This window comes from Anaerococcus groningensis, from assembly GCF_046365465.1.
GTDB lineage: Bacteria > Bacillota > Clostridia > Tissierellales > Peptoniphilaceae > Anaerococcus > Anaerococcus groningensis.
Genome location: NZ_JBGMEG010000013.1, coordinates 25,301 through 50,123, shown reverse-complemented (window position 1 = coordinate 50,123; position 24,823 = coordinate 25,301). Strand labels below are relative to the sequence as shown.

The following is a 24,823-nucleotide window of genomic DNA, read 5'->3' as shown; positions in this document are numbered from 1 at the left end:
TTTAGGATAATTCATTAGTTAAATTTATAAAATCATCGATAGATAAATTTTCTGCCCTAAGATTTTCTGCCAAATTAACTTTTGCAAAGGCATCTTTTAATCTATCCTTTTCTACTACATCTGACATAGAATTTAAGATAGTCTTACGTCTTTTGTTAAAGCCTGCTCTTACTAACTTAAATAATAGGTCTTGATTAACATTTTCATCATAAATCCTAAGTTTAAGATTTAAAATAGTTGAGTCAATCTTTGGCTGGGGCATAAACACTGATTTTGGCAGGTTTGTAATGACTTCTGCTTCAGTATAAAATTTTATAAATACCGATAGTGAACTATACTCTTTGGATCTTTGGTCTGCAACCATACGCTCTGCCACTTCCTTTTGCACCATGATAGTCATATCGGCACAAGGAAGACCAGTTGTAATTAGCATTTCTATAATAGGGGTGGTGATGTAGTAAGGAAGATTTGATACTACTTTAAAGCTTTCCCCGTTAAATTCTTCTTCTACTAATTTTTTAAGGTCAGTTTTTAAAATATCTTGGTTGATTACTTTTGCATTATCAAATTCTTCTAGATTTTCATCAAGTATGGGTATTAGAGTCTGATCTATTTCTATAGCAACCACTTTTTTTGCAAGCTTTGCCATTTCATAGGTAATAGTTCCTATACCTGGCCCTATTTCTAGGACATTTTGATTTTCTATATCTGCTGCATCTACGATTTTATCGACAAAATTTTTATCAATTAAAAAGTTTTGGCCAAGTGATTTTTTGAAATTGAAGTCATAAAGGTCGATTATTTCTCTAACCACTTTTGGTGAATATAGTTTTTTCATAAAGTTTCCACCGCCCTTTCAAATTCCTCGCGGCTTATGCCAAAAGAATTTAGCTTACTTAAAAGTTGCTTAGAATTATAGTAGCCAATGCCTAGGATATTTCCAAGTTTTTCTCTTTTTTCTTTGGCACCCTTTCCTATTGAAAGACCATTGTTTACTAAATCTGCCATTACAAATTCATTTCTTTTTTCAACCGTTTCTGCCTTTGCGTTATTTAAAGCTTCTATAATAACCTCAGGGTCAGCATTTTCTACACCAAGGTCATTTTTCTTTATAGCAAGCTTCCTGTCGATATAGGCGTGTTTGGCATCTGGGATGTGCCTTGCAATTTTTTCTCTAATTTTTTTGCCAGCATGGTCTGGGTCTGTAAGGATAATAATACCTGTGCGTTCATTTATTTTTTCTAAACGGTCTATCAATTCTTTGCCAAAGGCAAGACCATTAGTTGCAATTATCTCACAATCAACAGCTCGTTTTACATTGGCTATATCATCTTTTCCTTCAACAACTATAGTTTCTTTTATCATAGGTTAAAAAACTCCTTGGTATTGTTGTAGGTTTTTTTAGCTAGCTTATCTATTTTCATATCGCGAAGATCTGCAACAGCTCTAGCAACTTCTACTACCCTACGAGGATCATTGTGAAGGCCACGATATGGCTCTGGAGTTAAATATGGACTATCCGTTTCTAGCATAAGCCTTTCAATTGGCACATTTCTTGCTGCATTTTGCTCATTTGTACCATTATTAAAGGTTACTACTCCCCCAATTGAAATATAAAAACCCATTTCTATATATTTTTCTAAAGTTTCTAGGTCATCTGAAAAACAATGAATTTGAATTTTTAAATCTTGGTAGTCTTTTAAAATCTCTATTACATCATCCTTACTGTCTCTAACATGGATTACAGCAGGTTTTGCTAATTTTCTAGCTAATTCTAGTTGGTGGATAAAGATTTCTTTTTGGCGGGCTTTATTATCATCTTTCCAATAATAATCAAGGCCTATTTCGCCAATAGCAACTACTTTTTCATTTTGAGCAAGATTTGCTAACTCTTCTAAATCTTTTTCAGTTATCTTATCTACTTCTTCTGGGTGGATACCCGCCATAGCATAAAAATTGTCGTACTTTTCAGAAAGTTCTATTGCCATTTTACTATCAGCTAGATTTGTAGCAGGATTTATGATTGCCTTTATACCAAAATTAGACAGGTCATTTAAAATAAATAACCTGTCATCATCAAAAGCTTCATCTGTTAGGTGGCAGTGCGAATCTATCAATCTCATTAACTAACCTTACTTCCTGGTTTTATATCTTTAAGTGTTGTTAAAAGTGATAAGTCATCATCAAATTCACTTGCTAAAATCATGCCTTGGGACTCGATACCGCGCATTTTTCTTGGAGCAAGGTTTTTAACAACTATTACATTTTTACCAACTAAATCACTTGGTTCATACCATTTTTTGATACCAGAAATAATTGTACGAGGATTTTCTTCCCCCACATCTATAGTAAAGACTAAAAGTTTGTCAGCATCTGGGTGTTCTTTGGCTTCAAGAATTTTACCTACAACCATTTCGACTTTAGTAAAGTCTTCAAAACTTATTTCTGCCTTATTTTCTTCCTCTTCTTTTTTATCATCGCTATTTTTTAGTCTTTGGGCGATTAATTCATTGTTACGGTCGTGAAGTTTTTTAAGCTCTACTTCTACATCTAATCTATCAAATAGGTTTGCTCCCTTAGTAACTTTGGCTCCTTCTTCTAAAAGACCAAATTCTCCTGCAGATGCAAAACCTTTATTGTCTGTACCAAGTTTTTTAAGAATTTCTTTGCTGGTATTTTTCATCACTGGCTCGATTAGTTGAGCAACTATTCTTAGTGACTCTGCTAGGTTATATAAAACTGTGTTTAATCTATCCTTGTTAGCTTCATCACGGCCTAAAATCCATGGCTCAGTTTCATCTACATATTTATTAGCACGTCTTATGAATGTCCATACAGTTTGTAAAGCTTCATTAAACTTAAAGTTATCCATTTGGCTTACAAAGTCATCGTAGGTTGTTTTTGCAAGGGCCTTTAATTCTTCATCGTAAGTATCAGTTTTACTTCCCTTAGCAACTAGACCACCATTATATTTATCTATCATTGATGTAGTTCTAGAAACTAAGTTCCCTAGGTCATTTACTAGGTCAGAATTATATCTTTCCATATATTTTTGACTAGAGAAATTTCCATCTGATCCAAAATGGAACTCACGAAGAACAAAATATTTTAAAGCATCCACACCGTAAAGTTCCACAAGTGGTTCTGGATACATAATATTTCCCTTAGATTTACTCATCTTATCATTATCAAAAAGTATCCAACCATGGGCAAAAACTTTTTCTGGAATCGGTAAATCAAGGGCCATTAAAAGGGCAGGCCAAATAATAGTATGGAATCTTACAATATCTTTTCCTATTAAATGCACACTTGCAGGCCAGTATTTTTCAAATTTCTTTTTATTATCCCCATAGCCAATTGCAGATAGATAGCAAGATAGGGCATCTATCCATACATAAACCACATGTTCGTTATCAAAAGGAACATCTACTCCCCAGTCAAAGGTATTTCTTGTAACTGAAAGATCAGAAAGTCCTTTATCAATAAAGTTATTAAGCATCTCTTTTTGTCTAAATTGTGGTTCAAGGAAGTCTGGATGGTCTTTAAATAATTCTTTTAGTTTATCTTCATATTTTGATAGTCTAAAAAAGTAAGTTTCTTCTTCTTGGTATTCTACATCACGACCACACTCAGGACATTTACCATCAACTAGCTGGCTTTCAGTCCAAAATGTCTCATCAGGTGTACAGTAGTAGCCCTTGTATTCTCCTTTGTAGATATCACCTTGGTCATAAAGCTTTGTAAAAATATTTTTTACATCTTCCTCATGTTGTGGATCGGTAGATCTAACAAAGGTATCATAGTCAATTTCAAGTTTTTTCCAAAGTACTTTTGTTTCATCAGCTATGATATCAACAAATTTTTGAGGGCTAGTTCCGTGAGAAATTGCAGTTCTCATGATTTTTTGCCCATGCTCATCAGTACCTGTTACAAGGTAGGTGTCATAGCCATTTAAATTTTTGTATCTTTTTAAAACATCAGCAATTATTGATGTGTAAGTATTTCCAATATGCAGGTTACTATTAGGATAGTATATTGGAGTTGTTATATAATAAGGTTTTTTTTCTGTCATAAGCTATCCTTTCTTTTAGAAAATATATAAATATATCATACTTCAAATATTATAATACTCATAGTTAAGTATTGATTAACTTTTAAATTTACATATAATGTAACTAAAAAGGATACCATAGGATATGAAAAAAGATATAGATACTCATAAAAAGCAAATGACCATACTATTTTCCATATCTACTCTTATTGTAGTACTTGGAAATAGGCTTTTAATAGGGACTGGCTATTTCATTTCGCAAGTTACCAGCTACATATTAATTATTTATAGCATCTACTCCGGAAAAATATTTAGTGAAAAATTGGGAACTCTTTTTATTATTTGCTATATCCTAATCCTAATAGCAGAAATTGGCTCATTTGTTAGCACCTATCTTAATTGAAGATTTACTAAATAAAAGGTATATTAAAACTAATTAAATAAAACTCGATAATGAAAACCCAGTAAGGAATTTTCCCGAATTACACTTTCATTGAGTTTGACACTATTCTTTGTGTAAAAGAAGCTGAGTATAAAAAGAGGTGGTACCGCATTTTTGCCCTCTTATACTCTTTTTTTATGCCAATTTTTAGGAGGAGATTATGAGATACACTTACGAAAAAGAATACGACAATGTTTTTGATGAGCTAGTAGAACGTGGTTACTATGAGCAAGCTACTGATGAAGCAGAGCTTAAAGAAAAATTAAAAAATGAAAAACTAACTTTTTATTGTGGTTTTGATGCTACCGCTGATTCACTAACAGTAGGCCATCTTATCCAAATTATGGTTATGATTCGTATGCAAAATTATGGTCACAAACCAATTGCCCTTTTAGGTGGTGGTACAACTCTAATCGGTGACCCATCTGGTCGTTCTGACATGAGAAAGGTCATGACAGAAGAAACAATAGATAACAATGCAGAAAGATTTTATTCTCAATTCCAAAGATTTTTAGAATTTGGCGAGGATGCAGCCATAGTAGAAAACAATAAAAAATGGCTTACAGAACTAAAATTCCTAGAATTCTTACGTGATGTGGGTAACGAATTTTTAGTAGGAGAAATGCTTAAAAAAGATGCCTACAAAAACCGTATGGGTGCAGGTGGACTAACATTTTTCGAATTTTCCTACATGCTTTTACAATCCTATGACTTCTTAGAACTTTACCGCCGCCATGATTGTACTTTAGAAATCGGTGGATCTGACCAATGGTCAAACATTATCGGTGGAGTAGACTTAGTTCGCAAAAAAGAAAATGACAAAGCTTATGGCATGACCTTCTCCCTACTTACAACCGCTGATGGAGTAAAAATGGGTAAATCTCAAAAGGGTGCAGTATGGCTTGATGAAGAAAAAACAAGCCCTTATGAACTATTCCAATATATGAGAAATGTTGATGATAGGGATGTTACAAAATTCTTACTACAACTTACTTTCTTACCAACAGAAGAATGTAAAAAATTAGGTTCTGCAACTAATGCAGCAGGTATAAACCACGCCAAAGAAGTATTAGCCTTTGAAGTTACAAAACTAATCCATGGTGAAGAAAAAGCCAAAGAAGCCTTAGATGCAGCAAAAGCATTATTTGCAGGAAAAGGTAATGAAGATGCTATGCCAACAACAGAAATTTCAAAAGCTGATCTACCAATTGGTTTACTACAATTAATGACAGATGTGGGACTTACTCAGTCAAATGGTGAAGCAAGAAGACTTATCAAACAAGGTGGAGTTTCTATAGATGATGAAAAAGTATCTGACCCAAGCCTTGATGTTACAGAAGAATTATTTAAACATGATAAAATAATAATCAAAAAAGGAAAGAAAAACTTCCATAGAATACTTTTAGGATAAAAATTTAAGGGGCGAAAACGCCCCTTTTTTTATTGCCTGTTTATTCATAAATGAAGTAATTATTAAATACAAAAGTTATAAGTGATAAAATCATCCCATCCATTGTTGGACTTGTTGTAAGGAAAGTTAAATTATGAGTATCTCTAAAAATAACTGAACCTGACAAAATTATCATTAGCAGAAACAAAAAGATGTTACCTTTTTTCTTAATTTTTAACTTATCGTTATAATATAATCCTGCTCCAAGTATTATCAGTAATGGAATAGTATTTTTAAAAACTATCTGACTTTGATAAAGCAAAAAATAAAGCAAGATACCAAACGCAAAAAGAAATGCAAACTGAGTTTTCTTTGCCATATAAACCTCCCTTTATCTACCTTCTTCATATTTTATACCCCACAAATTTATATAAAAAAACTTCCAAATAAGAATTTAAAGTCTCACTTAGAAGTTTTTAAAATTATTTATTTATAATAACCCTAGCAGGGGCACCTACTGCTGTTGCATTATCTACTACATCTTCTAAAACAACTGCATTAGCCCCTATCTTTACATTATTACCTACGTTTATAGCGCCAAGGACTACCGCTCCTGCGCCTATCATGACATTATTTCCTACTGTTGGGTGTCTTTTTCCTTTTTTATTTTCAACTGCACCTAGGGTTACACCGTGATATATTAAACAGTCTTCGCCTACTTCTGCAGTTTCACCAATTACAATACCCATGCCATGGTCGATAAATGTTCTTCTGCCTATTTTTGCTCCAGGATGGATTTCTATTCCTGTTTCTATCCTAGACTTATAGGCGATTTCATCTGCTTCATATAGATTGCCTAAAAGCCACAATTTGTGGGCCCTAAAGTGACTTAAAAGTGCTTTAATCCCTGGCGAGTAAAGAATGGCTTCTTCTTTACTTTTTAATGCCGGATCTTTTTTAAGGGCAGCTTCTAAAAGCTCTTCTTTATATTTTTCATAACTAATCATTAGGATATAGTTCTGTAGATAGGTATCTTTCTCCAGTATCTGGAAGTACTGTTACAACTGTTTTGCCTTCGCCAAGTTTATCAGCTATTTCAATAGCACCTACAACATTTGCTCCAGATGATATACCTACTGCAAGAGCTTCATCTTTTGCAATTTGTCTACTCATTTTAATAGCATCTTCACTTGATACACTTACTATATCATCTACTACATCAAAATCTAAATTTTTAGGGATAAAGTTACCACCTATGCCTTGGATTTTGTGGCCTGCTGCTTCACCGCCTGATAAGAGTGGACTTTCTGCTGGTTGGATAGCATATACTTTGATGTTGCTGTCTTTTTCTTTTAATTTTCTACCAACTCCTGATACTGTTCCACCTGTACCAACTCCTGCTATAAAGGCATCTGGAGTTAGCTCTGCTAAAATTTCTGGGCCTGTTGTTTCATAGTGGGCCTTTATATTTGCAGGGTTTGAAAATTGGTCTGGTAAGAAGTATCCTTCTTTTTCTGCTAGTTCTTTTGCCTTATCTACTGCTCCTTGGAGTGCTTTTTCTGTTGTTCTTATAACTTCTGCTCCATAAGCTTTGGCAAGTTTTTCGCGTTCCTCACTCATTGATGCTGGCATAGTTAATATTAATTTATATCCTTTTGCTGCACAAAGCGCTGCAAGGGCTACACCAGTGTTACCACTTGTTGGTTCTACAATGGTATCACCTGGTTTGATTTTGCCAGATTTTTCTGCTTCTTCTATCATATAAAGGGCGATTCTATCTTTTACAGATCCTGCCACGTTATTTTTTTCTACTTTTACATAGATATCAGCTCTACCCTCTTTTTTTAAGGAATCTAATCTTAATAGTGGGGTGTTTCCTATAAGTTCTTTAGCATTGTTTTTAATAGACATATTACTCTCCTTTTATAAATATACGCTCGTGAAAATATATATAAATTTTCCATGCAACACGTTTACTTATTATTATAACTAATAGTTTTCATTATTCAAGTAATAAGTTTAAAAAATAACATAAAATAAGCTAGCATCCAATAAACTTCTTGTCTAAAGGAGCTAGCTTGTTAATTTTAGCAAAAATTATATTTTATTTTTATTAAATCCTTTTTCTGGATTGTGACCTGGGCAGTCTTTGCATCCTGCTGGTTCGTCATTTTTTATAAATCTTGCATAAACAATATATGAGCATACGGCAAGTATTATGATTAAAAGTATCCATGATTGTAAATTCATAATTTCCTCCTAACTATGAGCAACATTTGCTTGATAGCTTCTACTTTTTTTAGTCTCATTTGCTGGTCTAAATATTAAATATAGTAAAACTACTAGGCAAACTCCTGCAATTATTGTAGCTACTGAATAAATTCCTGTGGTAAGCAATTGAGCAAATTGATAGTAGATGAAGCTAATCACCCACGCAAATCCCATTTGATAAGCTATTGTAAGTGCTGTCCATTTTGCATCTCCCATTTCTGTTTTAATAGCTCCAACTGCCGCAAAACATGGCATACAAAGCATATTAAATAGTAAGAATGAGTAACCACTTATTGGAGAGCCTAAAGCATTCTTAAAGGCCACTAGAAGTTGACTACTTTCTTCTGTAACTTCACTACCAAGTCCAAGAACAACTCCCATGGTTGATACAATATTTTCCTTAGCAAGAAAACCTGAAATAGTTGCAACAACTGCTTGCCATGTACCAAACCCTAGTGGTCTAAAGATAACAGCAAGGGCAGTTCCTATAACTCCTAGGATAGAATTTCCTTCATCTGCAACAAGGTTTAACCTAAAGTCAAAGTTAGTTAAAAACCAAATTATAACTGCTGATAGTAAAATTAATGTTCCAGCACGTCTTACATAAGATTTTGACTTATTCCATACATCTTGAACAACTGATTTAGCCCTTGGTGCATGGTAGGAAGGTAGCTCCATAATAAATGGTGCCGGATCTGCTTGAAAGCTTTTAAATTTCTTTAGGATAACCCCACTCATAATAATAGCAGCTATACCTATAAAATAAAAACTTAAGGTGATCAGTGCCCTATTATTTGGGAAAAATGCTCCTGCTATTAAGGCAATTACAGGAAGTTTTGCAGAACAAGGCATAAATGATGTTGTCATTATAGTTATCCTACGGTCTCTATCTGACTCTATTGTTCTAGATGCTTGGATACCCGGAACCGCACATCCCGTAGAAATCATAGCTGGTATAAAGGATTTACCAGATAGGCCAAATCTTCTAAATAGCTTATCCATAATAAAGGCTACTCTTGACATATACCCTATATCTTCAAGGATAGATAAAAGAGCAAATAATACCATCATTTGTGGTAAAAATCCTATTACCGCTCCAAAACCTGCTAACATACCATCTGCTACAAGGCCAACTAAAATTTCATGTATGTCAATTGATTCTAAAAATGTAGCTGTGGCAGGTATTAGATTATCTTGAAAAAATCCATTTACTGCATCTGTTAAAAGAGTACCTGGAGAGTACTTAAAAACAGAAAGAGAGTAAACCAAAAACATTACTAGGGCAAATATAGGTAGTCCCCAGACTCTTGATGTTACTATATTATCTATTTTATCAGTCATAGATAATTTTGGTTCAGCTTTTTCTATTACTCTATCGCTTAGGGCCTCCAGTCTTTCGTATCTTTCATTTATGATAATTGCTTCTGCATCATCATCAAAATATTTTTCACAATCATCTCTTACCTTTTTTATTTGTTTAATCTCATCATTTGATAAGCCAATTTTTTTAATCATCTCTTGGTCATCTTCAAAGGCCTTGATTGTGAAGAATCTTCTTAAATCTTTTTCTACATGTGGGTCAACTATATCTCTAATATCTGCAAGTTTGTTTTCTAAATCATAAGAAAAATCTATAGGATGTGGGATATTTATATCATTTCTAGCATCTACAATTTCATTTATAAGACTATCTATCCCTGTATCCCTACTTGCAATTATTTCTACAACAGGACAACCTAAAAGTTCGCTTAAGGCATCTTTATCAATCTCATCTCCCCTAGCCCTTACTATATCCATCATATTTACTGCTAGAATAGTAGGGATGCCTAGTTCTAAAAATTGGCTGGTTAAATATAAATTTCTAATTAAATTTGAACCATCCACTAGGTTTACTAGTAAATCCGGTTTTTCATTAACCAAATAAGTTCTAGCCACCTTTTCTTCTAGAGTATATGGTGATAAGGAATAAATTCCTGGCAAATCTTGAAGAATAATATCCTTATGCCCCTTTAAATTTCCTTCCTTTTTATCAACTGTTACCCCAGGCCAGTTACCTACCCTTTGGTTGGATCCTGTTAGGGCATTAAAAAGTGTAGTTTTACCACTATTGGGGTTACCTGCTAATGCTACTTTAAAACTCATGCTTCCTCCACTAAGATATTTTGTGCATCATTTCTTCTAATAGTTAGCTCAAAACCTCTTAGGCTTATTTGGATAGGGTCTCCTAAAGGAGCTACTTTTCTAACAAAAACATCTGTTCCTTTTGTAATACCCATATCCATAATCCTTCTTTTTGTAGGTCCTTCTCCATTTACTTTTGCTATCTTTAGATTTTCGCCTACCTGGGCCTCTTTTAAAGATTTCATAAAATTTCCTCCGTATCGACTAACTTATATATAATTTAAGCAATTTATAACTTACATAAAACGTTTTAACAACGGTTTTTATATTTTATTAAAATATTTCTACAAAACCGATGGTCTTTTAATGTGGTTAAAGTATAACACATAAAGTAATGAGAATCAATATCAGATTACAAAAATTTGTAATAATACTAATACACCAAAACTTGTATATATCAACAAATAAACTTTCTTAACTCATATTTATAATTTAGAATACGCTAAATTTTCAAAATATTTTTTACAATCCCAATATTTTACAAAAATATCATCTAGTATTTAAAATTTATATTATAGGCAGGCTATCTACAAATTTTAAGTTTTTGATATAATATAAACAGAATATACTGAGAGGATATTATGGAAAATAAAAAATTTATTTCTTATATGGGCCTTGCTCTTGCTAGTTTGATGGCTATCTCCCTAGTTTATTTTTTAAGTAAGGGTCCTAGTAAGGATGTCAAAGACTATAAAATCGATGATAATACCTACTATTCTGGGGCTATTAGAGAAAATAAATTGGATGGTGAAGGTACTTTAAAAAGTCATGATGGAATTTATAAGGGGTCTTTTAAAAACTCTAGATTTGATGGACCAGGTAGTTTTATAAATGATGAGTATACTTATATCGCAAATTTTAACCACAAGTCTGGTAATAGTCAGATCAAAATCAAATTAAAAAATGGCAAAGTTTATGAAAAAACTAGCAATGGTTTTGTTGAGGTAGAAAAAGATGAAAATTAAAGGTTTAGATTTTCTAAGAGTTTATGCGATGATTTTAGTATTATGCTACCATTACTTTCCCACTTCCCTACCTGGAGGTTTTTTGGGAGTTAGCATATTATTTGTCATTTCAGGATTTTTAATTAGCTATAATTTAATAGATGAATTATTTGAAAATGGTAGGATTGATTATAAAAAATTTTATACCAAACGTTTTGTAAGAATCTTTCCTGCTCTTTTATTAATGATTTTTCTATCTAGCCTATTTATTCCAAGTATAAATGATGATTACAGTGTAGGATTTTTTGACCAATTTTTAGCAGCCTTTACTTTTAACTACAATTTCTATGAAATCTTGCGTGGCGGATCCTATGAAGGTCAATTTATCAGGGGTATTTTTATGCATACCTGGTCGCTAGCCTTAGAAATTCACTTTTATCTAATCTGGCCATGGCTCATGGGTTTCATCTATAAAAAGGCTAGGCAAAAACGTGCTATAAAACGCAGATTTTCCGATTTATTTTTACAAACCACCTTTTACTTAGCTATTATAGGTTTTGTTTTAATGTTTATTTTAACCCTTATTAAAAAAGTTGATACAGGTTTTGTTTACTTTTTTGACCTAACACGTATGGCTTCTTTTATGCTTGGTAGCTTTTTGGCAAGTTTTGTAAAAAGATTTTCCTTTAAGAAAATCCCTTATAATAGACCAACTTTGGTGGGCATTGGCCTTATATTTTTAATGGCTCTTACCTTGACTTATGATAGCAAAATCACCTATATTTTAGGATTTTTACTTACAGATCTTATAACAGGATTTTTAATTTTAGTAGGTTTTGCCAATCCAAATCTTATGGAAAATAAATTTGTTAGTAGGCTTGCTGAATATTCTTACGGATTTTATATTTTCCACTGGCCAGTGTGGGTTTTGGTAAGCAATTTTAATAAAACTAGCAAGGGGCTTATAATAGCAATTTTAGTTACCATAATTTTAGTTTTATTTAACCATCATGTTTTTGAACCTATTTTTAAAGGTAAAAACTTAATTCCTCTTAAATACATGGATAAAGAATATGAAATAAACTACAAAAAATACGGTATTCTTTTCCAAGCCAGCCTTATTTTTATGATTATCACAAGCTTTTCTCTAAGTTATGCTATAGGAGATAATGCAGGTAATATGATGAGTTTAGAAAAGCAAATCTTAAAAGAATCAGTAAATCAAGATTTAGAAAAGATAAAACTCGACAAAAAAGAACTGGATAATTTTATAAATAAAAATAATAGTGAATTTGTAAAAGAAGCTAAAGAAGAAACTTCTCTAACTCTAATCGGAGATAGCGTAATGCTGGGGCCTCGTGAATATTTAGCAAATAATATTTCCAATTTATATATTAACGCCGAAGGCAGCAGACCGCTAGAAGATGGGGCAAATATTATAGCTGAGATGGAAAATACTGGCAACCTAGGTGATATTGTAATCCTTGCCCTAGGCACAAATGCAGAAAAATCTCCGATGCCAAGTCTTAAAAAGATTATAAATGATTTTCCAGAAGGTAAAAGGCTTATCCTTGTGACATGCTATGACAACAGATATCCACAGCCTCATCCAGTAAGTACTGCTATGCAAGAAATAGCCAAAAAATATGATTTTGTAACCCTTATGGAGTGGGAAGACTATGCTATAAAAAATCCAAACTTTTATGAAGGTACCGACGGAGTTCACTTTTACGGACAAACCAAAGCTTATGAAGCTTACTTAAGGCTACTAAACGAAGCCATTGATAAGTCACTCTTAAATACAGCAAAAGGAGACTAATATGTATTTTTTCTTAAATGATTACAACGATATAGGCAGACCTGAAATTTTAGAAGCTATTTTAAAGGCTAAAGACGAATACAATATTGGCTATGGTTTTGATAGCCATAGTGAAAACGCTAGAAATTTAATAAAAAAATCCTTAAAAAACGAAAATGTAGATATTCATTTTGTGCCAGGTGGTACTCCTGCAAATGTCTTGGGAGTAGCTTGTGGTATGAAGCAAGAAAATTCTGTAATAGCTGCTACAAGCGGCCACATACAAGGCCATGAAGCAGGATCTATCGAAGCTACTGGTATAAAAATAGAAACTATAAAAACTCCAACTGGTAAACTCACAAGAAAGCTATTGGAAGAAAAGTTAGCAAACTTTAACTCAGAATTAGTTACAGTTCCTAAAAAAGTTTATATATCAAACACTACAGAACTTGGAGAGGTTTATACTAAAAAAGAGTTAGAAGATATTTATAATTTCTGTAAGGAAAATAACCTTTACTTATTTATAGATGGGGCAAGACTTGCAGCAGCCCTAGCTAGCGAAAAATGTGATTATGATATATCTGAATTTTGCAAGCTATGCGATGTTTTTTATTTAGGTGGTACCAAAAACGGGCTAATGCTTGGAGAGGCCCTAGTAATAGTAAATGATGAGTTAAAAAAGAGTTTTATCAACCTTCAAAAACAAAAAGGTTATTTACTTGCTAAGAGCTTTGTGCCTGGAATAATGTTTGAAACAGTTTTTGCAAAAGAAAATGGATATGTGGATGGCGCTATCAATGCATACAAGATGGCTAAAAAACTAGCCCAAGGTTTTGTAGACAAAGAATATGAGCTAGCTTACCCTTTTGAGTCTAACCAAGTTTTTGTAAAATTATCTGATAGTGAAGTAGAAAAATTTAAGGATTTTGCAACCTTTGAGCTAATGGGTGATATGGATAATAAAAAAATTGCCCGTTTTGTTACTACTTATAGAACTAATGAAGAAGATATTAAGGGATTTTTATCTAAGATATAAAAAATAACCCAAAGTTTTAAAACTTTGGGTTACTTTTATTTTAGTAATTATCGTAAAAACTGTGTTTTACTTCTTTTGCATCAATTGTATTACCGTTTTTGTCTAGTTTTTCAGATGCTTCTTCTGCAAGATCTTTACCAGCTTCTAGAGCTTGTTCACCTTTTTTTTGAGCATCTTTAGCAATTTCTCTACCCTTACTTCTAGCATCACCAGCTAAATCTGCGATTTTATCACGATTTTTAGTTAGTAGATAAGCACCTGCACCGATTGCAGCTGCAGCTAGGATAGCATTTCTTCTTTGTGCTTTTTCTATTTCTTCTCTTTCCCAAAAGTCTAGTTCAAAGTCTGGTAAGTGATCTGTTGGACTAAAGCTTCTTACTTTGTGAGCTGTACTTGCAAGACCTACAATATCGCCTGCATCTAGTAAACCGAGTTTGTTATTGATTTGTGCTAATTTTGCAATTGTTTTTAATTTTCCCATAATAATCTCCTTTTATTTTAGTTATATACCCATTTTATCTTAAAATTTGACATTCTTCACATTCTTCCTTATCATCCTCAGGATTGTAAGTAAAAGATGAGTTGATGCGTTTATATTTTGGTATCTCACGAGTTTCCGCTAAGCTATCTCCATAAATTATTTCCTGATCTGAGTACTTATCAGGAAACATCATACACGAGCTAAGACTTAGGCCCATAAGAGCAATTAATAATATTTTTTTCATATAATCCTCAGTTCACATTTAAAATTTTGACCTAAATTATCAATAAAGCAATATCAAGTCTTATATTTTTACTTATATTATTGATACCCTATCTTAGCTTTTCTAAGACTTAGGCGTGAGAATTTTCTCTAAGGCAAATAAATAATTTTGCACTAGCAATACTATCATTATCTTGATCGTATTGGTAGAATTCTATATCTGGACCTAGACCATGGAAATATTTTTTGTTTGGAAAATACTCTTTATAAGTATAGATGTAGCCCTCTTTTAAGCCATCTAAACTTTCAACTGGTACTTCTAAGTAATCAGACTCTTCTACTTCGTAAACTATAAAATCATTTTGATTTATAGTATCTTTATCAGCTATCTCAAAACCGATAAAATAATTATAATTTTGCTCTAGCGCATTATATTCCATAAGACCATAAGCTGCCCCATGTTCTTTTAAAATATTCTTATATTCTTTTAAAAAACTTGATCTTATTTCACTAACATCTTCCCTATTTTTTATAGTAAAACCTTTACCTGCTATTTTAAAGGCTAATTTTCTATCAACATTAACTTGCATAAAGTCTCCTTAAATTTTTATATACCAAGATTATACCCATGTATTATAAATTGAGGATAAAATTTTAAATTTGCCAAAATTTATCATATATATTATAATGATTCTAAACAAGTTATTTAAATAACGATAATATTTATATAATTAATGGAGGAGAATATATGAATAAAAAGTTTAATATTGCGACACTTATGCTTGCAACATCATTAGCTTTTGTAGGTTGTGCAAACGATACAACTAAGGAAGCTGACACTAAAGAAGAAACAGTAGTAGAAGAAAAGGCTGTGGAAACTGTTGATACAGCTGATAAAACAGCAGAAACAGAAACTGATACTGAAGAAGCAAAAACTGAAGAAACAGATACAGAAGCTGATACTAAAGAAGAAGCTTCTGATAAAGAAACTACTGAATCATCTGATGAGGGAGAAAAAGAAGATGAACAATCAGCAACAAGTGATGATAATGCTGAAGAAGGCAATGTAGTTTTACACAGAGCTTATCCAGACGAAGCTTCTAGATCATTTACAAATGTAGTTGTAGCTACAAGTGGTGATAAAATTGTAAGTGCCTTTATCGATGAGTACCAATACTTTGATAAAGATGAAAACTACCAAGCAGTACCAAACTCTGACGCAGAATTTGGTAAGGGTGCCAAAGAAGGTAGAGTTCTAGCTTCTAAAGTTGCTAACAAAGATTTATACTCTGAAGCTATGAAAGAAGCTGGTGGTGAAGTTTCCTTAATGGATAACTATAACGCAGTTACTGACTTTGTAAAGGGCAAAACAATTGCAGAACTTGAAGACTTCTTAAACGAAAACGATGATGAACAAATTATCGATGCCTTAAGTGGTGCAACATTTAAATCAACATCAAACTTATTAAAATACGTAGTAGAAGCAGCAAAAGATGATGCATTTGCAATCTCTGGTAATGCGGAAAATCCTGAAGATATCGAATTAAGATATGTACTAGGCGCGCCACACGGTGAAAAATCATTTGCTAATGCAGTTGTAGCTGTAGAAGGTGATAAAATAGTTGCTGCAAGTATTGATGAATACCAATACATTGAAGAAGGAATTACAAAACAAGGTGAAGGAAGCGACTTTGCAAAAGACTATGCTGATAGCAAGACAGTTTTAGCAAGTAAGCTTGAAAATAACGATCTTTACTCTGACTTAATGGCAGAAAAAGCTGGATCTACAACAACTATCGTAGAAAACTTTGAAGCTATAGAAAATTTCGTAGCTGGAAAAACTATTGATGAAATAAAAGAAACTATTGAAGGTGCCAAAGAAGGCGAAGCAATAGATGCAGTTTCTGGAGCTACTTTAGTTGACACAGCTCACTATCTACAACTAATCATAGATGCAGTTGAAAATCCAATTAACAAATAATTATAAATACTAAAAAAGCTAGGAGATTTTTCCTAGCTTTTTTTATTCTATTAAAGTAAATCTTAAAAGTAAGATAAGCATGATAACCATAAGAATAATACCAATTATGGTAAAGGCGTCTATTCTCTTTTTTAGGGCAAGGATAACTAAAGATATGGAAAGTAAAAACATAAATAAATAAACTTGTAGGAACATATATCCTCTTCTATTTATAATAAAATAAACAAGTGCTCCAAGGCCTAGGATCATAAATACCAGTGAACAATTACGACTAGCTTTTTTGCGATCTAGTATATAATCTAATAAACTAATAACTCCTATAGTTAGTAAAGCTGGCCATATCATATTGCTTAATAATAATGAAGCTTCCATATTCTATCCTCCCTCTATTTTTATTATTATAACACAAAAAAAACTCTAGGAAATAATTTCCTAGAGTCTTTTCTATTTTATTTTGCAACTAATAGGTCGCTTCTAATATATCCTGTCTGACCATCAATACTTATTCTAGTCCAGTTATCAGACTCTCCTAGTTTTAAGATATCATCTCCAGCTTCTACTGTTGTCATTACATTTGAGGTTTCACTTGGGGCTACTCTAACATTTACAGTATTTTCTACTGTATAGTTGATGCCATCATCTACTGCTTCTTCTGGTTGATTTTCTTCGTTGCTAGTATCTTCGGTATCTTGATTGTCAGTTTGTGTTTCTTCTGAATTTTCCGATTGCTCTTCCATATTTTCTTCTGTTACTTCCCTTACCTCTCCTTCTGGATGTCTTTTTGATACATAGTTATCATCGCTACAAGCAGTTAGAGTAAGAGTTAGGGATAAGGCTAATAATAGTTTTTTCTTATTCATCTTCTCCTCCAAATAAATCATCAAGTTCTTCTTCTGCATATAAATAATCTGTGATGATTATTCCAAGAATATTTGCATTGGATTTTTCAAGTTGTTTTAAGCTATCACGGGTAACTGGATTATTACTTTTATCATAGGTTGAGAAAACTACTGCTGCATCAGCATTGCCTGCAAACATATTCGCTTCTGGAATATCGATATTTGGTGATAGGTCTATAAATACATAGTCATATCTATCGCGTACGTCATTATAAAAAGCCTTGATAGCTTCTGGCTCTAAAAATTTATCAGCATAGTCAGCCACTTCTCCTGCAAAAATGTAGGATAAATCATCATAGCTATCATCATGTATAAGAGCATCATCTATAGAATAGTCTCCAAGGATTATATCTACAAAACCGCGTTCTTTATTTTTGCCTGTAGCAGCTGGCAGATGAGATTCTCTAAGATTTGCATCGATAATTAAAACTCTATCCCCATCTTCTGCTAGGTGCTTAGCCATATTTAAAATATGGATGGTCTTATCTGTATTATCACTTGATGCAGTAAAAGCAACAGTTACTAGGTTAGTACCTAATTTTTCTGTTAGCCTATCTTCTAAGTTATAAAAAGATTGAAGGGCAATTTCTCTTTTTTCATTTGTTTTTTTTCTAAACATCTAAGTCTCCTTTATCATAAGAAGGAATTCTGCCTAAAACTTCGTATTTGCTTGATGAAGTTTCAGCTAGGTCAGCTTGTCTGTTTACTTCTTTGCTATCAACTACCTTTGTAGATCCACTTTCAAAGGCCATGCTATTACTATCTACCTTGCTAGTTTTTCTAGTAGCAGTTTTAGCTGCTGGTTTTTTAGTTTTTTTGGCTGGTTTTTCTTTTACTTCTCTTACTTCTCCTACTTCATTTTCTGCTTTTGTATTTACATAAGATCTTGCAAGTTTGTTGTTGTAGGAATTTATTCTAATCATTTTTATAATTGTCCAAAGAATAAATCCAAGTCCACCTGTAATTAGGGCATATCTTAATGTATTATCAATAGCACTCGCAGATCCGTAGGAATATTCCATAACCTTAGCACCAGAATTATATATATTATTGATAACTCTTACTGTATAATCAGCATACTGATCAGCTAAGTCTTCTGCTCTTAGTTTATTGGTATCTGTAACTACAATATCTATTATAGAAGTATTTTCTATTGGTTTGATTTCTAGTTTTGAGTCAAGTTTACCAACATTCCAATCAATGCCTAAAGTCTCTAGAGTTTTTTGTTTGATTTTTGGGCTGTTAATAGTTGCAGCATAGGTTGCAGCTGTTCCACTTGCTTCATCTAAGTTTTCTATATTTGTTGTTACTACTTTTGATTGGGCTTGGTATTCCTTATAGCCTCCAAAATTTAGGCCAAAATAAGTAATCATCCCAATAATTATTCCAGCAATAATTGCAGGTGGTATTGCTGAAAATAATGACTTTCTATTTTCCATTTTCTCCTCCAAAATCTTTCGCCCCAGCAAGCATAAGTTTGCGGGCTGTTTTTAAATCTATTTCTCTTGTCATTTCCTTATGGCGTATTAAAAATTGTTCTATATATAGTCTATAGGTTTTTGGGAAAAGGGCCTTGGATAATTTTCCCTTATCATAGAAAAATTTCTCATTAAAGCCTTCAAACCAAGTTGACCCATCGTTATAAACTTTGGCAATTAGCTTGTTGCTGGTACGCACTTTTTTACCAGCCCTTATAAAGTCGCTTATAAATATACTATCTTCACCAGACCCATTTGGTGTGCCTGCCCCAAAATAAGTAGAAATCCAAATATTTTCTCTTCTTTGGACTTCTCTTTTAAAGGCAAAGTGCACTGACCCGTATCTTAACGAGTTATATATAGATAAATCTTTTTCTTCTTTTACCTTAATTATTTCTTTGCCATCTTGATATATTATAGTTTTAAATACGAAAAAATCCACATTTGGATGCTTTTCAAAGCTTGATAAAATCTTATCTTTATAGCCATTTTCGAAAACTTGATCATCATCACAAAAAACTAATATATCAGCCTTTGAGTTTAATAAAGCTAAGTTACGGCTAACACCTAAGCCCCTAGTATCAGTAGAAATCATCCTGATTTTATTGCCAGCTACTATTTTTTCTTCATAGTTATTGTGGTCAGTTTGATTTATAATTAGGGCATCAGTTTGTAGATTAAATCTCTTATAACAATCAATGGAATTTTCATTCATTGTTGAAATTAGTACTTCAATATTCATCTTACATCCTAGTTGTCTCTGCCTTTTCCCAAGTTGGCTTACTTTTTCCAGTCGCTTCATTGATAGCTCCCTTTATTTGAGCTAGCATCATCATAGTGTAGTATCTTGGGAAATAAAATACTTTTGCCTTTGACTCAGTAAGTTTTCCTATAGCTGCTAGGGTAAAAAAGGCAACTTGGCCTAGGAAAAATAACCTATAAAATAAACCGTGGTTTAAAAGAGCTAGGTTTGTAATAAATAAGACTATATGGTTAAAGGCTTGTAAAAATCTTAAGGTCTTGTGGTTAAAGTGAAAAAAGCTAAACCAACCATAGTTAAAAATATTTAAGCGGCGAAGGTTAGTAAAAAGATTGGTAAGGATTCTTCTTTGCATCCTAACTTTTCTTTTAAATTCATCTTTGGTTGTTGCGCCAGCTTTTTCAACTGCTATGGCAGCTGGATTATAAAGGGCTCTTTTGTGATTTAGTCCTGCTGCAAGTGGCATCTCATAATCATGGCTTGATACCAAATCATAATGCCTATAATCTTTCTTTCTTACAGCATAGATAGCACCATTACCAGCAGCTATAGTTGAGATTTCCGATTCAATTTTTCTCATAAAAAGCTCAATATCCCAGTAAGAATTTTCTGCCACAACTGATGCTATATCATCATCTTTACTATATATCAATGATCCGCAGACATATTCTATATTATCATCTATAAAAAAGCTTACTAGCTCATCTATGGCATCAGTCTTAAACATGGAGTTAGCATCTGAAAATACAATTATTTCTCCCTCTGCTACCTCTACTGCCTCATCCTGGGCATTGGTTTTGCCCAAATGATTTTTAACTGTATTTAGCCTGATATTTTTGTCTGGATGGCTTCTTATAAAATCATTTACTATTTCGACAGTCCTATCATTTGATGCATCATTGGCAACTATTACCTCATAGGATGGATAGCTTGTTGCTATTATGTTTTCTAGTTTTTTCTCTATTACCTTTTCTTCGTTATATGCTGATATGATTACTGAAACAAAGGGCTTATAGGATAAGTCCTTGGTATTTTTTCTCTTTAAGATTTTTTCTAAAATCAAAAGAGTAATAGGGTAACCAACCATTGCATAAAAAATTGCAAATCCTGCTATAAAAAATATTATCTTCATTTTTTCCTCTATTCTGTCAGTATTATATAAAAAATCTATGATTATAGCAATATTTCTTATATAATAAGAAGGTATAAAAAATTAAAACGAGGTAAATATGGAAATACAATTAGATATTTTAGAATCCCTAGGTGTGGCAATCATTGCCTACATGCTAGGAGTATTTATAAAAAACAGGGTAAAGTTTTTTCAAAAATTCTTTATCCCCTCACCTGTAATTGGTGGGCTTATTATAAGTCTTATAAATCTTATCTTAAACCAAAGTGGTCTAGGATTTTTTAAGTTTGATGATATTATTCAAGATTTTTTTATGAATATATTTTTCACTTCTATAGGATTTGCTTGTAGTTTTAAAGTCCTTAAAAAAAGTGGTTGGCTTGGTATAAAGCTTGCCTTTGCTATTATTTTACTTTTACCCTTACAAAATGTATTAGCAGTTGGCCTTGCAAAAACAATGGGGATTAATCCTTTCCTTGGTGTCGCTATGGGATCTACATCCATGACAGGTGGCATAGGCTCTGCTGTAAGTTTTGGAAAAATTATGGAAGGCTATGGAGCTACAAATTCTACTTCTATAGGCGTTGCTGCTGCTACTTTTGGTATTTTAATAGGTTCCCTTGTGGGAGGCCCTGTAGCAAGTAGGTTAATTCGTGTTCATAAGTTAAAGTCAACTGGTGGACAAACTGTAAATAGCAATGATAAAAATATCAATCTTATCAACCAAAAAACTTTGATGGATGCTATTGTAATCATTGCCCTAGCTTCGTTTTTAGGAACTTTTATAAACCGCCTACTAGCCCTAACTCCCCTAAACTTCCCTTACTATGTAGGCTGTCAATTTGGGGGTCTTGTAACTCGCAATATCTTAGATATGACAAAGAAGGATATAAATACAAAAAGTATTGATATTTTAGGAAATATTTCCCTAAATTTATTTTTATCCTTGGCTTTAATCAATCTAAATATAAGTGCCATGCTAAATCTAGCCCTACCAATGCTTGTAATAATGGTTGCTCAGGCAATATTTATTGCTATCTATACTTCCCTTGTGACCTTTAACCTACTAGAAAGAAATTATGATGCAGCAGTAATGGTTGCAGGCCACTGCGGAGTAGGCCTTGGGCAAACGCCAAATGCCATTGCAAATATGGAAGCGATTATAGAAAAAGAAGGCCCAGCTGATGTGGCAATGTTTATTTTTCCTATAGTTTTAGCCATTGCAGTTAATTTATTTAACCCCATAGTGATTACATTTTTTATAAATTTCTTAAAGTAAAAAAACTTAAAAGTACCTCATTTCAGAAAGATGAAATGAGGTACTTTTTATTTACTAAGGCATTGTTTTAATATATATGAATTAGATTTAGCCTTCATATTTTAAAAATTTTCTAGACATTTTTAAAAATACTATAATTTCAATTATACCTACTAGCAATATATAAAATACTTCATCTATATACATATAACTAAAATTATTCATTTTTAAAGCTAAATTACTAATAGCAATTATATTGTTCAAAAGGGGAAATATATTTTGAGCACATAGCATAAATCCTAAGATTGAAATTCCCACTGATATTAAAACTACTATAGATAGTGATTTTATTTTTACGCTTAGGGCTGACATTATAAAAATTATAGGAACGGACAAAATTATACTAAATCCTACATAGTAGAAATAGAGTTTAAAATTTGTTGTTGGAAGATTACAGGCAATTTTCCCAAAAAATATGAATAGTCCTAGAAAGTATAACTGAGCTATAGCAACAATTACAAAGGTAATAAAAGCCTTAATGACAACAAAATTTATATTTTTTTTAGGGCTTGTTCTAATTAATTTTAATCCAGCCTTATGCTCCACAGACCATAAACTTGATACAACTATCCCAATTAAAGGTATTAGAAAGAACATGAAGTAAAATAAAGATACCTGAGTCCACAAACTTTGCCACTCATTAGTCAAAACTTCAATATTACCTTTATAATTTATTACCCCAAATATATTTGCCAATAGTGGAATAATAAGGATTGTTAGTAATAATCTTCTTAGTTTTAATTTTTTCATTTCTATATTTAACATATTTACTTCCTTTACAAATCCTTATTTAGCGAATAGCTATTAATATTTTTCAAAATCATAAATTCAACTATTATACATATTAAACTAATTATAAAAGTTAAGTAATTAATATCATTAACACTTTGAATAAATTCACCGCCTTGTTTTGTATAAGATATATTAAGCATACTTACAAACCAAGCAAATGGATTTATCTGTGATAAAACTTTAGAAGTTAGCATACAAATAATACCAGTCATTGCTCCTATTATTGAGAAAAATAAAGAGAAATACACTTTATTACTCTTCATTTCTACTATCATAAATAAATTTAATAAAAATAAATTTATAGAATATTCACTAAAAAAATAAATAACTAATCTTGTGATTGTACTGGTACCAAGAATTAAATTTGGATTTCGGTTTGCTAAAAGCAAAATGATTATCCACTCAATAATTTGTAAAGTACCAATTTTTATAGCTAAAATGGCAATTTTGTTTACCAAAATATTTGAAATATACTCACCAAGACTGGTCTGTAGCTGCCACATATTATTTTTTTCTTCCATCTCAATTACCTTTTTTGCAATTGTAGAGATAATAATAGGATTTATTAATAGGCAAGTCATAAAATAATTATCTAAAATCATATATAAGGGATAAGAGCTTTTTCCAAAACTTTTTCCTAAAACTGCAACTAAAATAAATAACATATGAATTGTAAATTCAATCAATAGCATAAAATTTAAGCCTAAACCCTTATTCTTTTTTATTTCTAAATTCTTCATATCAATACCTTAATTTGTTTCACTTATAAATAATTTTTCTAAGCTTTCTTTCTCTTCTTCCACCCTATATACGCTTACATTATTTATTATAAATTTTATGATTCTAGAAACTTCTTCCTTAGGTTTGTTACCAAGGACCAACTTTTCGTTTATAATATTAGAATTATCTATACCTAATAATTCAGCAGCCAGGATATTATCAGAAGTTACAATTGATATGACTGGTGGATGAAGTTTCCTATAATCATCAAGTGACCCATTATATACTAGTTTGCCATCTCTTAATATACCTATATGAGTAGAAATTTTTTCAATCTCATCAAGAATGTGAGAAGATATTAAAATGCTTGTTTCGCTATTTTTTACTATATTAATAAATAAGTTTCTCATCTCTTCTATACCATAAGGATCTAGTCCATTAATAGGTTCATCAAGAATTAATAGCTTAGGATTACCTATAATGGCTATAGCAATTCCTAATCTTTGTTTCATACCTAGTGAAAATTCTCTTACTTTTTTATTTGTGTGTTTACTCAAATTAACTAATTCTAATATTCTATTTATGTCCTTTGTGCTTATGTTTTTTAGTTTGCAAATAATTTCTAAATTTTCATAGGCTGTAAGATGGTCATAAAACGAAGGATTTTCAATTAAAGATCCAATGCTTTTGTTTATTTCTTTTTGATTTTTTTCATTTACTTTTTTGCCATATAATGATATAGTTCCAGAATCTTTCTTAACTAAGCCTAAAATTGTCTTCATTAAGGTAGACTTTCCTGCACCATTTTTTCCTATAAGACCATATATGGTTCCTTTTTCAATTTCTAAACTAACTTCATCTAAAACGAGAACCTCATTATAAGATTTTTTTAAGTTCTCAATCTCCAATATATTTTTCATTTAAGCTCCT

At 32.0% G+C, this 24,823-nt stretch carries 28 protein-coding genes; 6 read left to right on the top strand and 22 right to left on the bottom strand.

Features of this window, described 5'->3' with window-relative positions; all coding sequences use genetic code 11:
* Position 1: 1 nt before the first annotated feature.
* The 4 genes from rsmA to metG are packed head-to-tail and all read right to left on the bottom strand — an operon-like array spanning position 2 to position 4,072.
* Positions 2-838 carry a 16S rRNA (adenine(1518)-N(6)/adenine(1519)-N(6))-dimethyltransferase RsmA gene (gene rsmA / locus AB9Q04_RS06680; protein ID WP_410024566.1) on the bottom strand — a complete coding sequence of 279 codons (837 nt, stop codon included), beginning with the start codon at positions 836-838 and terminating at the stop codon, positions 2-4.
* Positions 835-1,365, bottom strand: coding sequence for a ribonuclease M5 (gene rnmV, locus AB9Q04_RS06675; RefSeq protein ID WP_410024565.1), 531 nt, complete (start codon positions 1,363-1,365; stop codon positions 835-837). Before rnmV ends, rsmA begins: the two co-directional genes overlap by 4 nt.
* Positions 1,362-2,123 carry a TatD family hydrolase gene (locus tag AB9Q04_RS06670; protein ID WP_410024564.1) on the bottom strand — a complete coding sequence of 254 codons (762 nt, stop codon included), beginning with the start codon at positions 2,121-2,123 and terminating at the stop codon, positions 1,362-1,364. The genes rnmV and AB9Q04_RS06670 overlap by 4 nt, the downstream gene beginning before the upstream one ends.
* Positions 2,123-4,072, bottom strand: coding sequence for a methionine--tRNA ligase (gene metG / locus AB9Q04_RS06665; protein ID WP_410024563.1), 1,950 nt, complete (start codon positions 4,070-4,072; stop codon positions 2,123-2,125). Before metG ends, AB9Q04_RS06670 begins: the two co-directional genes overlap by 1 nt.
* A 581-nt stretch (positions 4,073-4,653) precedes the next feature.
* On the opposite strand from metG, the gene tyrS reads away from it, so the two are divergent.
* Positions 4,654-5,904, top strand: a complete 1,251-nt coding sequence (gene tyrS / locus AB9Q04_RS06660) for a tyrosine--tRNA ligase (RefSeq protein ID WP_410024562.1) — start codon at positions 4,654-4,656, stop codon at positions 5,902-5,904.
* Between the two features lie 40 nt (positions 5,905-5,944).
* Here the strand turns inward: tyrS and AB9Q04_RS06655 are convergent, their stop codons facing one another.
* The 6 genes from AB9Q04_RS06655 to AB9Q04_RS06630 all read right to left on the bottom strand — a co-directional run bounded on the left by AB9Q04_RS06655 (position 5,945) and on the right by AB9Q04_RS06630 (position 10,520).
* Complete coding sequence (locus tag AB9Q04_RS06655) at positions 5,945-6,262, bottom strand: hypothetical protein (protein WP_410024561.1); 318 nt, start codon at positions 6,260-6,262, stop codon at positions 5,945-5,947.
* A gap of 103 nt (positions 6,263-6,365) precedes the next feature.
* A complete protein-coding gene (gene epsC, locus AB9Q04_RS06650) occupies positions 6,366-6,890 on the bottom strand; it encodes a serine O-acetyltransferase EpsC (RefSeq protein WP_410024560.1) in 525 nt (174 codons plus the stop codon).
* Positions 6,883-7,794 (bottom strand): cysteine synthase A, encoded by a 912-nt coding sequence (gene cysK, locus AB9Q04_RS06645; protein WP_410024559.1) that lies wholly within the window; start codon positions 7,792-7,794, stop codon positions 6,883-6,885. The genes epsC and cysK overlap by 8 nt, the downstream gene beginning before the upstream one ends.
* Positions 7,795-7,980: 186 nt before the next feature.
* A complete protein-coding gene (locus AB9Q04_RS06640; RefSeq protein WP_410024558.1) occupies positions 7,981-8,133 on the bottom strand; it encodes a FeoB-associated Cys-rich membrane protein in 153 nt (50 codons plus the stop codon).
* A 9-nt stretch (positions 8,134-8,142) separates the two neighbouring features.
* Positions 8,143-10,296, bottom strand: a complete 2,154-nt coding sequence (gene feoB, locus AB9Q04_RS06635) for a ferrous iron transport protein B (RefSeq protein WP_410024557.1) — start codon at positions 10,294-10,296, stop codon at positions 8,143-8,145.
* Positions 10,293-10,520 (bottom strand): FeoA family protein, encoded by a 228-nt coding sequence (locus tag AB9Q04_RS06630; protein WP_410024556.1) that lies wholly within the window; start codon positions 10,518-10,520, stop codon positions 10,293-10,295. The genes feoB and AB9Q04_RS06630 overlap by 4 nt, the downstream gene beginning before the upstream one ends.
* Before the next feature lie 396 nt (positions 10,521-10,916).
* Here AB9Q04_RS06630 and AB9Q04_RS06625 point away from each other — a divergent pair, with 396 nt between their 5' ends.
* The 3 genes from AB9Q04_RS06625 to AB9Q04_RS06615 are packed head-to-tail and all read left to right on the top strand — an operon-like array spanning position 10,917 to position 14,113.
* Entirely contained in the window at positions 10,917-11,300 is a 384-nt protein-coding gene (locus AB9Q04_RS06625) for an MORN repeat-containing protein (protein WP_410024555.1), read from the top strand.
* A complete protein-coding gene (locus AB9Q04_RS06620; protein ID WP_410024554.1) occupies positions 11,290-13,098 on the top strand; it encodes an acyltransferase family protein in 1,809 nt (602 codons plus the stop codon). Before AB9Q04_RS06625 ends, AB9Q04_RS06620 begins: the two co-directional genes overlap by 11 nt.
* 1 nt (position 13,099) lies before the next feature.
* Positions 13,100-14,113: a threonine aldolase family protein gene (locus tag AB9Q04_RS06615; RefSeq protein ID WP_410024553.1), complete on the top strand. Its 1,014-nt coding sequence runs from the start codon at positions 13,100-13,102 to the stop codon at positions 14,111-14,113.
* 40 nt (positions 14,114-14,153) lie between these two features.
* Here AB9Q04_RS06615 and AB9Q04_RS06610 read toward each other — a convergent pair whose 3' ends face one another.
* From AB9Q04_RS06610 to AB9Q04_RS06600, 3 genes are all read right to left on the bottom strand, one after another.
* Entirely contained in the window at positions 14,154-14,594 is a 441-nt protein-coding gene (locus tag AB9Q04_RS06610) for a hypothetical protein (protein WP_410024552.1), read from the bottom strand.
* Between the two features lie 34 nt (positions 14,595-14,628).
* Positions 14,629-14,838 (bottom strand): hypothetical protein, encoded by a 210-nt coding sequence (locus tag AB9Q04_RS06605; protein ID WP_410024551.1) that lies wholly within the window; start codon positions 14,836-14,838, stop codon positions 14,629-14,631.
* A 109-nt stretch (positions 14,839-14,947) separates the two neighbouring features.
* Positions 14,948-15,406: a GyrI-like domain-containing protein gene (locus AB9Q04_RS06600; RefSeq protein WP_410024550.1), complete on the bottom strand. Its 459-nt coding sequence runs from the start codon at positions 15,404-15,406 to the stop codon at positions 14,948-14,950.
* Positions 15,407-15,564: 158 nt separating this feature from the next.
* Between AB9Q04_RS06600 and AB9Q04_RS06595 the strand changes: the two genes are divergently transcribed.
* Positions 15,565-16,797 carry a peptidoglycan-binding protein gene (locus AB9Q04_RS06595; protein WP_410024549.1) on the top strand — a complete coding sequence of 411 codons (1,233 nt, stop codon included), beginning with the start codon at positions 15,565-15,567 and terminating at the stop codon, positions 16,795-16,797.
* Positions 16,798-16,839: 42 nt separating this feature from the next.
* Here AB9Q04_RS06595 and AB9Q04_RS06590 read toward each other — a convergent pair whose 3' ends face one another.
* The 6 genes from AB9Q04_RS06590 to AB9Q04_RS06565 form a co-directional block, all read right to left on the bottom strand.
* Positions 16,840-17,169: a hypothetical protein gene (locus tag AB9Q04_RS06590; protein ID WP_394018958.1), complete on the bottom strand. Its 330-nt coding sequence runs from the start codon at positions 17,167-17,169 to the stop codon at positions 16,840-16,842.
* A gap of 77 nt (positions 17,170-17,246) precedes the next feature.
* Positions 17,247-17,657, bottom strand: a complete 411-nt coding sequence (locus tag AB9Q04_RS06585; protein ID WP_410024548.1) for an SH3 domain-containing protein — start codon at positions 17,655-17,657, stop codon at positions 17,247-17,249.
* A complete protein-coding gene (locus AB9Q04_RS06580; RefSeq protein ID WP_410024547.1) occupies positions 17,650-18,315 on the bottom strand; it encodes a CpsD/CapB family tyrosine-protein kinase in 666 nt (221 codons plus the stop codon). The genes AB9Q04_RS06585 and AB9Q04_RS06580 overlap by 8 nt, the downstream gene beginning before the upstream one ends.
* Positions 18,308-19,135, bottom strand: a complete 828-nt coding sequence (locus AB9Q04_RS06575) for a YveK family protein (protein ID WP_410024546.1) — start codon at positions 19,133-19,135, stop codon at positions 18,308-18,310. Before AB9Q04_RS06575 ends, AB9Q04_RS06580 begins: the two co-directional genes overlap by 8 nt.
* Complete coding sequence (locus tag AB9Q04_RS06570) at positions 19,125-19,916, bottom strand: glycosyltransferase family A protein (protein ID WP_410024545.1); 792 nt, start codon at positions 19,914-19,916, stop codon at positions 19,125-19,127. Before AB9Q04_RS06570 ends, AB9Q04_RS06575 begins: the two co-directional genes overlap by 11 nt.
* A 1-nt stretch (position 19,917) precedes the next feature.
* Positions 19,918-21,066 carry a glycosyltransferase gene (locus AB9Q04_RS06565; RefSeq protein ID WP_410024544.1) on the bottom strand — a complete coding sequence of 383 codons (1,149 nt, stop codon included), beginning with the start codon at positions 21,064-21,066 and terminating at the stop codon, positions 19,918-19,920.
* A 97-nt stretch (positions 21,067-21,163) separates the two neighbouring features.
* Here AB9Q04_RS06565 and AB9Q04_RS06560 point away from each other — a divergent pair, with 97 nt between their 5' ends.
* Positions 21,164-22,342 carry a sodium/glutamate symporter gene (locus AB9Q04_RS06560; RefSeq protein ID WP_410024543.1) on the top strand — a complete coding sequence of 393 codons (1,179 nt, stop codon included), beginning with the start codon at positions 21,164-21,166 and terminating at the stop codon, positions 22,340-22,342.
* Positions 22,343-22,429: 87 nt separating this feature from the next.
* Here the strand turns inward: AB9Q04_RS06560 and AB9Q04_RS06555 are convergent, their stop codons facing one another.
* The 3 genes from AB9Q04_RS06555 to AB9Q04_RS06545 are packed head-to-tail and all read right to left on the bottom strand — an operon-like array spanning position 22,430 to position 24,813.
* The gene (locus tag AB9Q04_RS06555) at positions 22,430-23,146 is read right to left on the bottom strand and encodes an ABC transporter permease (protein WP_410024542.1); all 717 of its coding nucleotides are present in this window, start codon (positions 23,144-23,146) and stop codon (positions 22,430-22,432) included.
* A gap of 11 nt (positions 23,147-23,157) precedes the next feature.
* On the bottom strand, positions 23,158-23,913 hold the full coding sequence (locus AB9Q04_RS06550) for a hypothetical protein (RefSeq protein WP_410024541.1): 756 nt from the start codon (positions 23,911-23,913) through the stop codon (positions 23,158-23,160).
* Between the two features lie 9 nt (positions 23,914-23,922).
* Positions 23,923-24,813 carry an ABC transporter ATP-binding protein gene (locus AB9Q04_RS06545; RefSeq protein ID WP_394011082.1) on the bottom strand — a complete coding sequence of 297 codons (891 nt, stop codon included), beginning with the start codon at positions 24,811-24,813 and terminating at the stop codon, positions 23,923-23,925.
* Positions 24,814-24,823: the final 10 nt, after the last annotated feature.

Excerpts from the sequence above, each read along its gene's own strand:
- AB9Q04_RS06600 (WP_410024550.1), bottom strand. The coding sequence starts at position 15,406 with ATGCAAGTTAATGTTGATAGAAAATTAGCCTTTAAAATAGCAGGTAAA.
- AB9Q04_RS06545 (WP_394011082.1), bottom strand. The coding sequence starts at position 24,813 with ATGAAAAATATATTGGAGATTGAGAACTTAAAAAAATCTTATAATGAG.
- AB9Q04_RS06565 (WP_410024544.1), bottom strand. The coding sequence starts at position 21,066 with ATGAAGATAATATTTTTTATAGCAGGATTTGCAATTTTTTATGCAATG.
- rnmV (WP_410024565.1), bottom strand. The coding sequence starts at position 1,365 with ATGATAAAAGAAACTATAGTTGTTGAAGGAAAAGATGATATAGCCAAT.
- AB9Q04_RS06610 (WP_410024552.1), bottom strand. The coding sequence starts at position 14,594 with ATGGGAAAATTAAAAACAATTGCAAAATTAGCACAAATCAATAACAAA.
- AB9Q04_RS06630 (WP_410024556.1), bottom strand. The coding sequence starts at position 10,520 with ATGAAATCTTTAAAAGAGGCCCAGGTAGGCGAAAATCTAAAGATAGCA.
- metG (WP_410024563.1), bottom strand. The coding sequence starts at position 4,072 with ATGACAGAAAAAAAACCTTATTATATAACAACTCCAATATACTATCCT.
- AB9Q04_RS06550 (WP_410024541.1), bottom strand. The coding sequence starts at position 23,913 with ATGAAGAATTTAGAAATAAAAAAGAATAAGGGTTTAGGCTTAAATTTT.
- AB9Q04_RS06655 (WP_410024561.1), bottom strand. The coding sequence starts at position 6,262 with ATGGCAAAGAAAACTCAGTTTGCATTTCTTTTTGCGTTTGGTATCTTG.
- AB9Q04_RS06590 (WP_394018958.1), bottom strand. The coding sequence starts at position 17,169 with ATGGAAGCTTCATTATTATTAAGCAATATGATATGGCCAGCTTTACTA.
- AB9Q04_RS06605 (WP_410024551.1), bottom strand. The coding sequence starts at position 14,838 with ATGAAAAAAATATTATTAATTGCTCTTATGGGCCTAAGTCTTAGCTCG.
- AB9Q04_RS06555 (WP_410024542.1), bottom strand. The coding sequence starts at position 23,146 with ATGTTAAATATAGAAATGAAAAAATTAAAACTAAGAAGATTATTACTA.
- AB9Q04_RS06585 (WP_410024548.1), bottom strand. The coding sequence starts at position 17,657 with ATGAATAAGAAAAAACTATTATTAGCCTTATCCCTAACTCTTACTCTA.
- AB9Q04_RS06625 (WP_410024555.1), top strand. The coding sequence starts at position 10,917 with ATGGAAAATAAAAAATTTATTTCTTATATGGGCCTTGCTCTTGCTAGT.
- AB9Q04_RS06575 (WP_410024546.1), bottom strand. The coding sequence starts at position 19,135 with ATGGAAAATAGAAAGTCATTATTTTCAGCAATACCACCTGCAATTATT.
- AB9Q04_RS06560 (WP_410024543.1), top strand. The coding sequence starts at position 21,164 with ATGGAAATACAATTAGATATTTTAGAATCCCTAGGTGTGGCAATCATT.
- AB9Q04_RS06640 (WP_410024558.1), bottom strand. The coding sequence starts at position 8,133 with ATGAATTTACAATCATGGATACTTTTAATCATAATACTTGCCGTATGC.
- AB9Q04_RS06615 (WP_410024553.1), top strand. The coding sequence starts at position 13,100 with ATGTATTTTTTCTTAAATGATTACAACGATATAGGCAGACCTGAAATT.
- feoB (WP_410024557.1), bottom strand. The coding sequence starts at position 10,296 with ATGAGTTTTAAAGTAGCATTAGCAGGTAACCCCAATAGTGGTAAAACT.
- cysK (WP_410024559.1), bottom strand. The coding sequence starts at position 7,794 with ATGTCTATTAAAAACAATGCTAAAGAACTTATAGGAAACACCCCACTA.
- AB9Q04_RS06570 (WP_410024545.1), bottom strand. The coding sequence starts at position 19,916 with ATGAATATTGAAGTACTAATTTCAACAATGAATGAAAATTCCATTGAT.
- AB9Q04_RS06620 (WP_410024554.1), top strand. The coding sequence starts at position 11,290 with ATGAAAATTAAAGGTTTAGATTTTCTAAGAGTTTATGCGATGATTTTA.
- epsC (WP_410024560.1), bottom strand. The coding sequence starts at position 6,890 with ATGATTAGTTATGAAAAATATAAAGAAGAGCTTTTAGAAGCTGCCCTT.
- AB9Q04_RS06580 (WP_410024547.1), bottom strand. The coding sequence starts at position 18,315 with ATGTTTAGAAAAAAAACAAATGAAAAAAGAGAAATTGCCCTTCAATCT.
- AB9Q04_RS06595 (WP_410024549.1), top strand. The coding sequence starts at position 15,565 with ATGAATAAAAAGTTTAATATTGCGACACTTATGCTTGCAACATCATTA.
- AB9Q04_RS06670 (WP_410024564.1), bottom strand. The coding sequence starts at position 2,123 with ATGAGATTGATAGATTCGCACTGCCACCTAACAGATGAAGCTTTTGAT.
- tyrS (WP_410024562.1), top strand. The coding sequence starts at position 4,654 with ATGAGATACACTTACGAAAAAGAATACGACAATGTTTTTGATGAGCTA.
- rsmA (WP_410024566.1), bottom strand. The coding sequence starts at position 838 with ATGAAAAAACTATATTCACCAAAAGTGGTTAGAGAAATAATCGACCTT.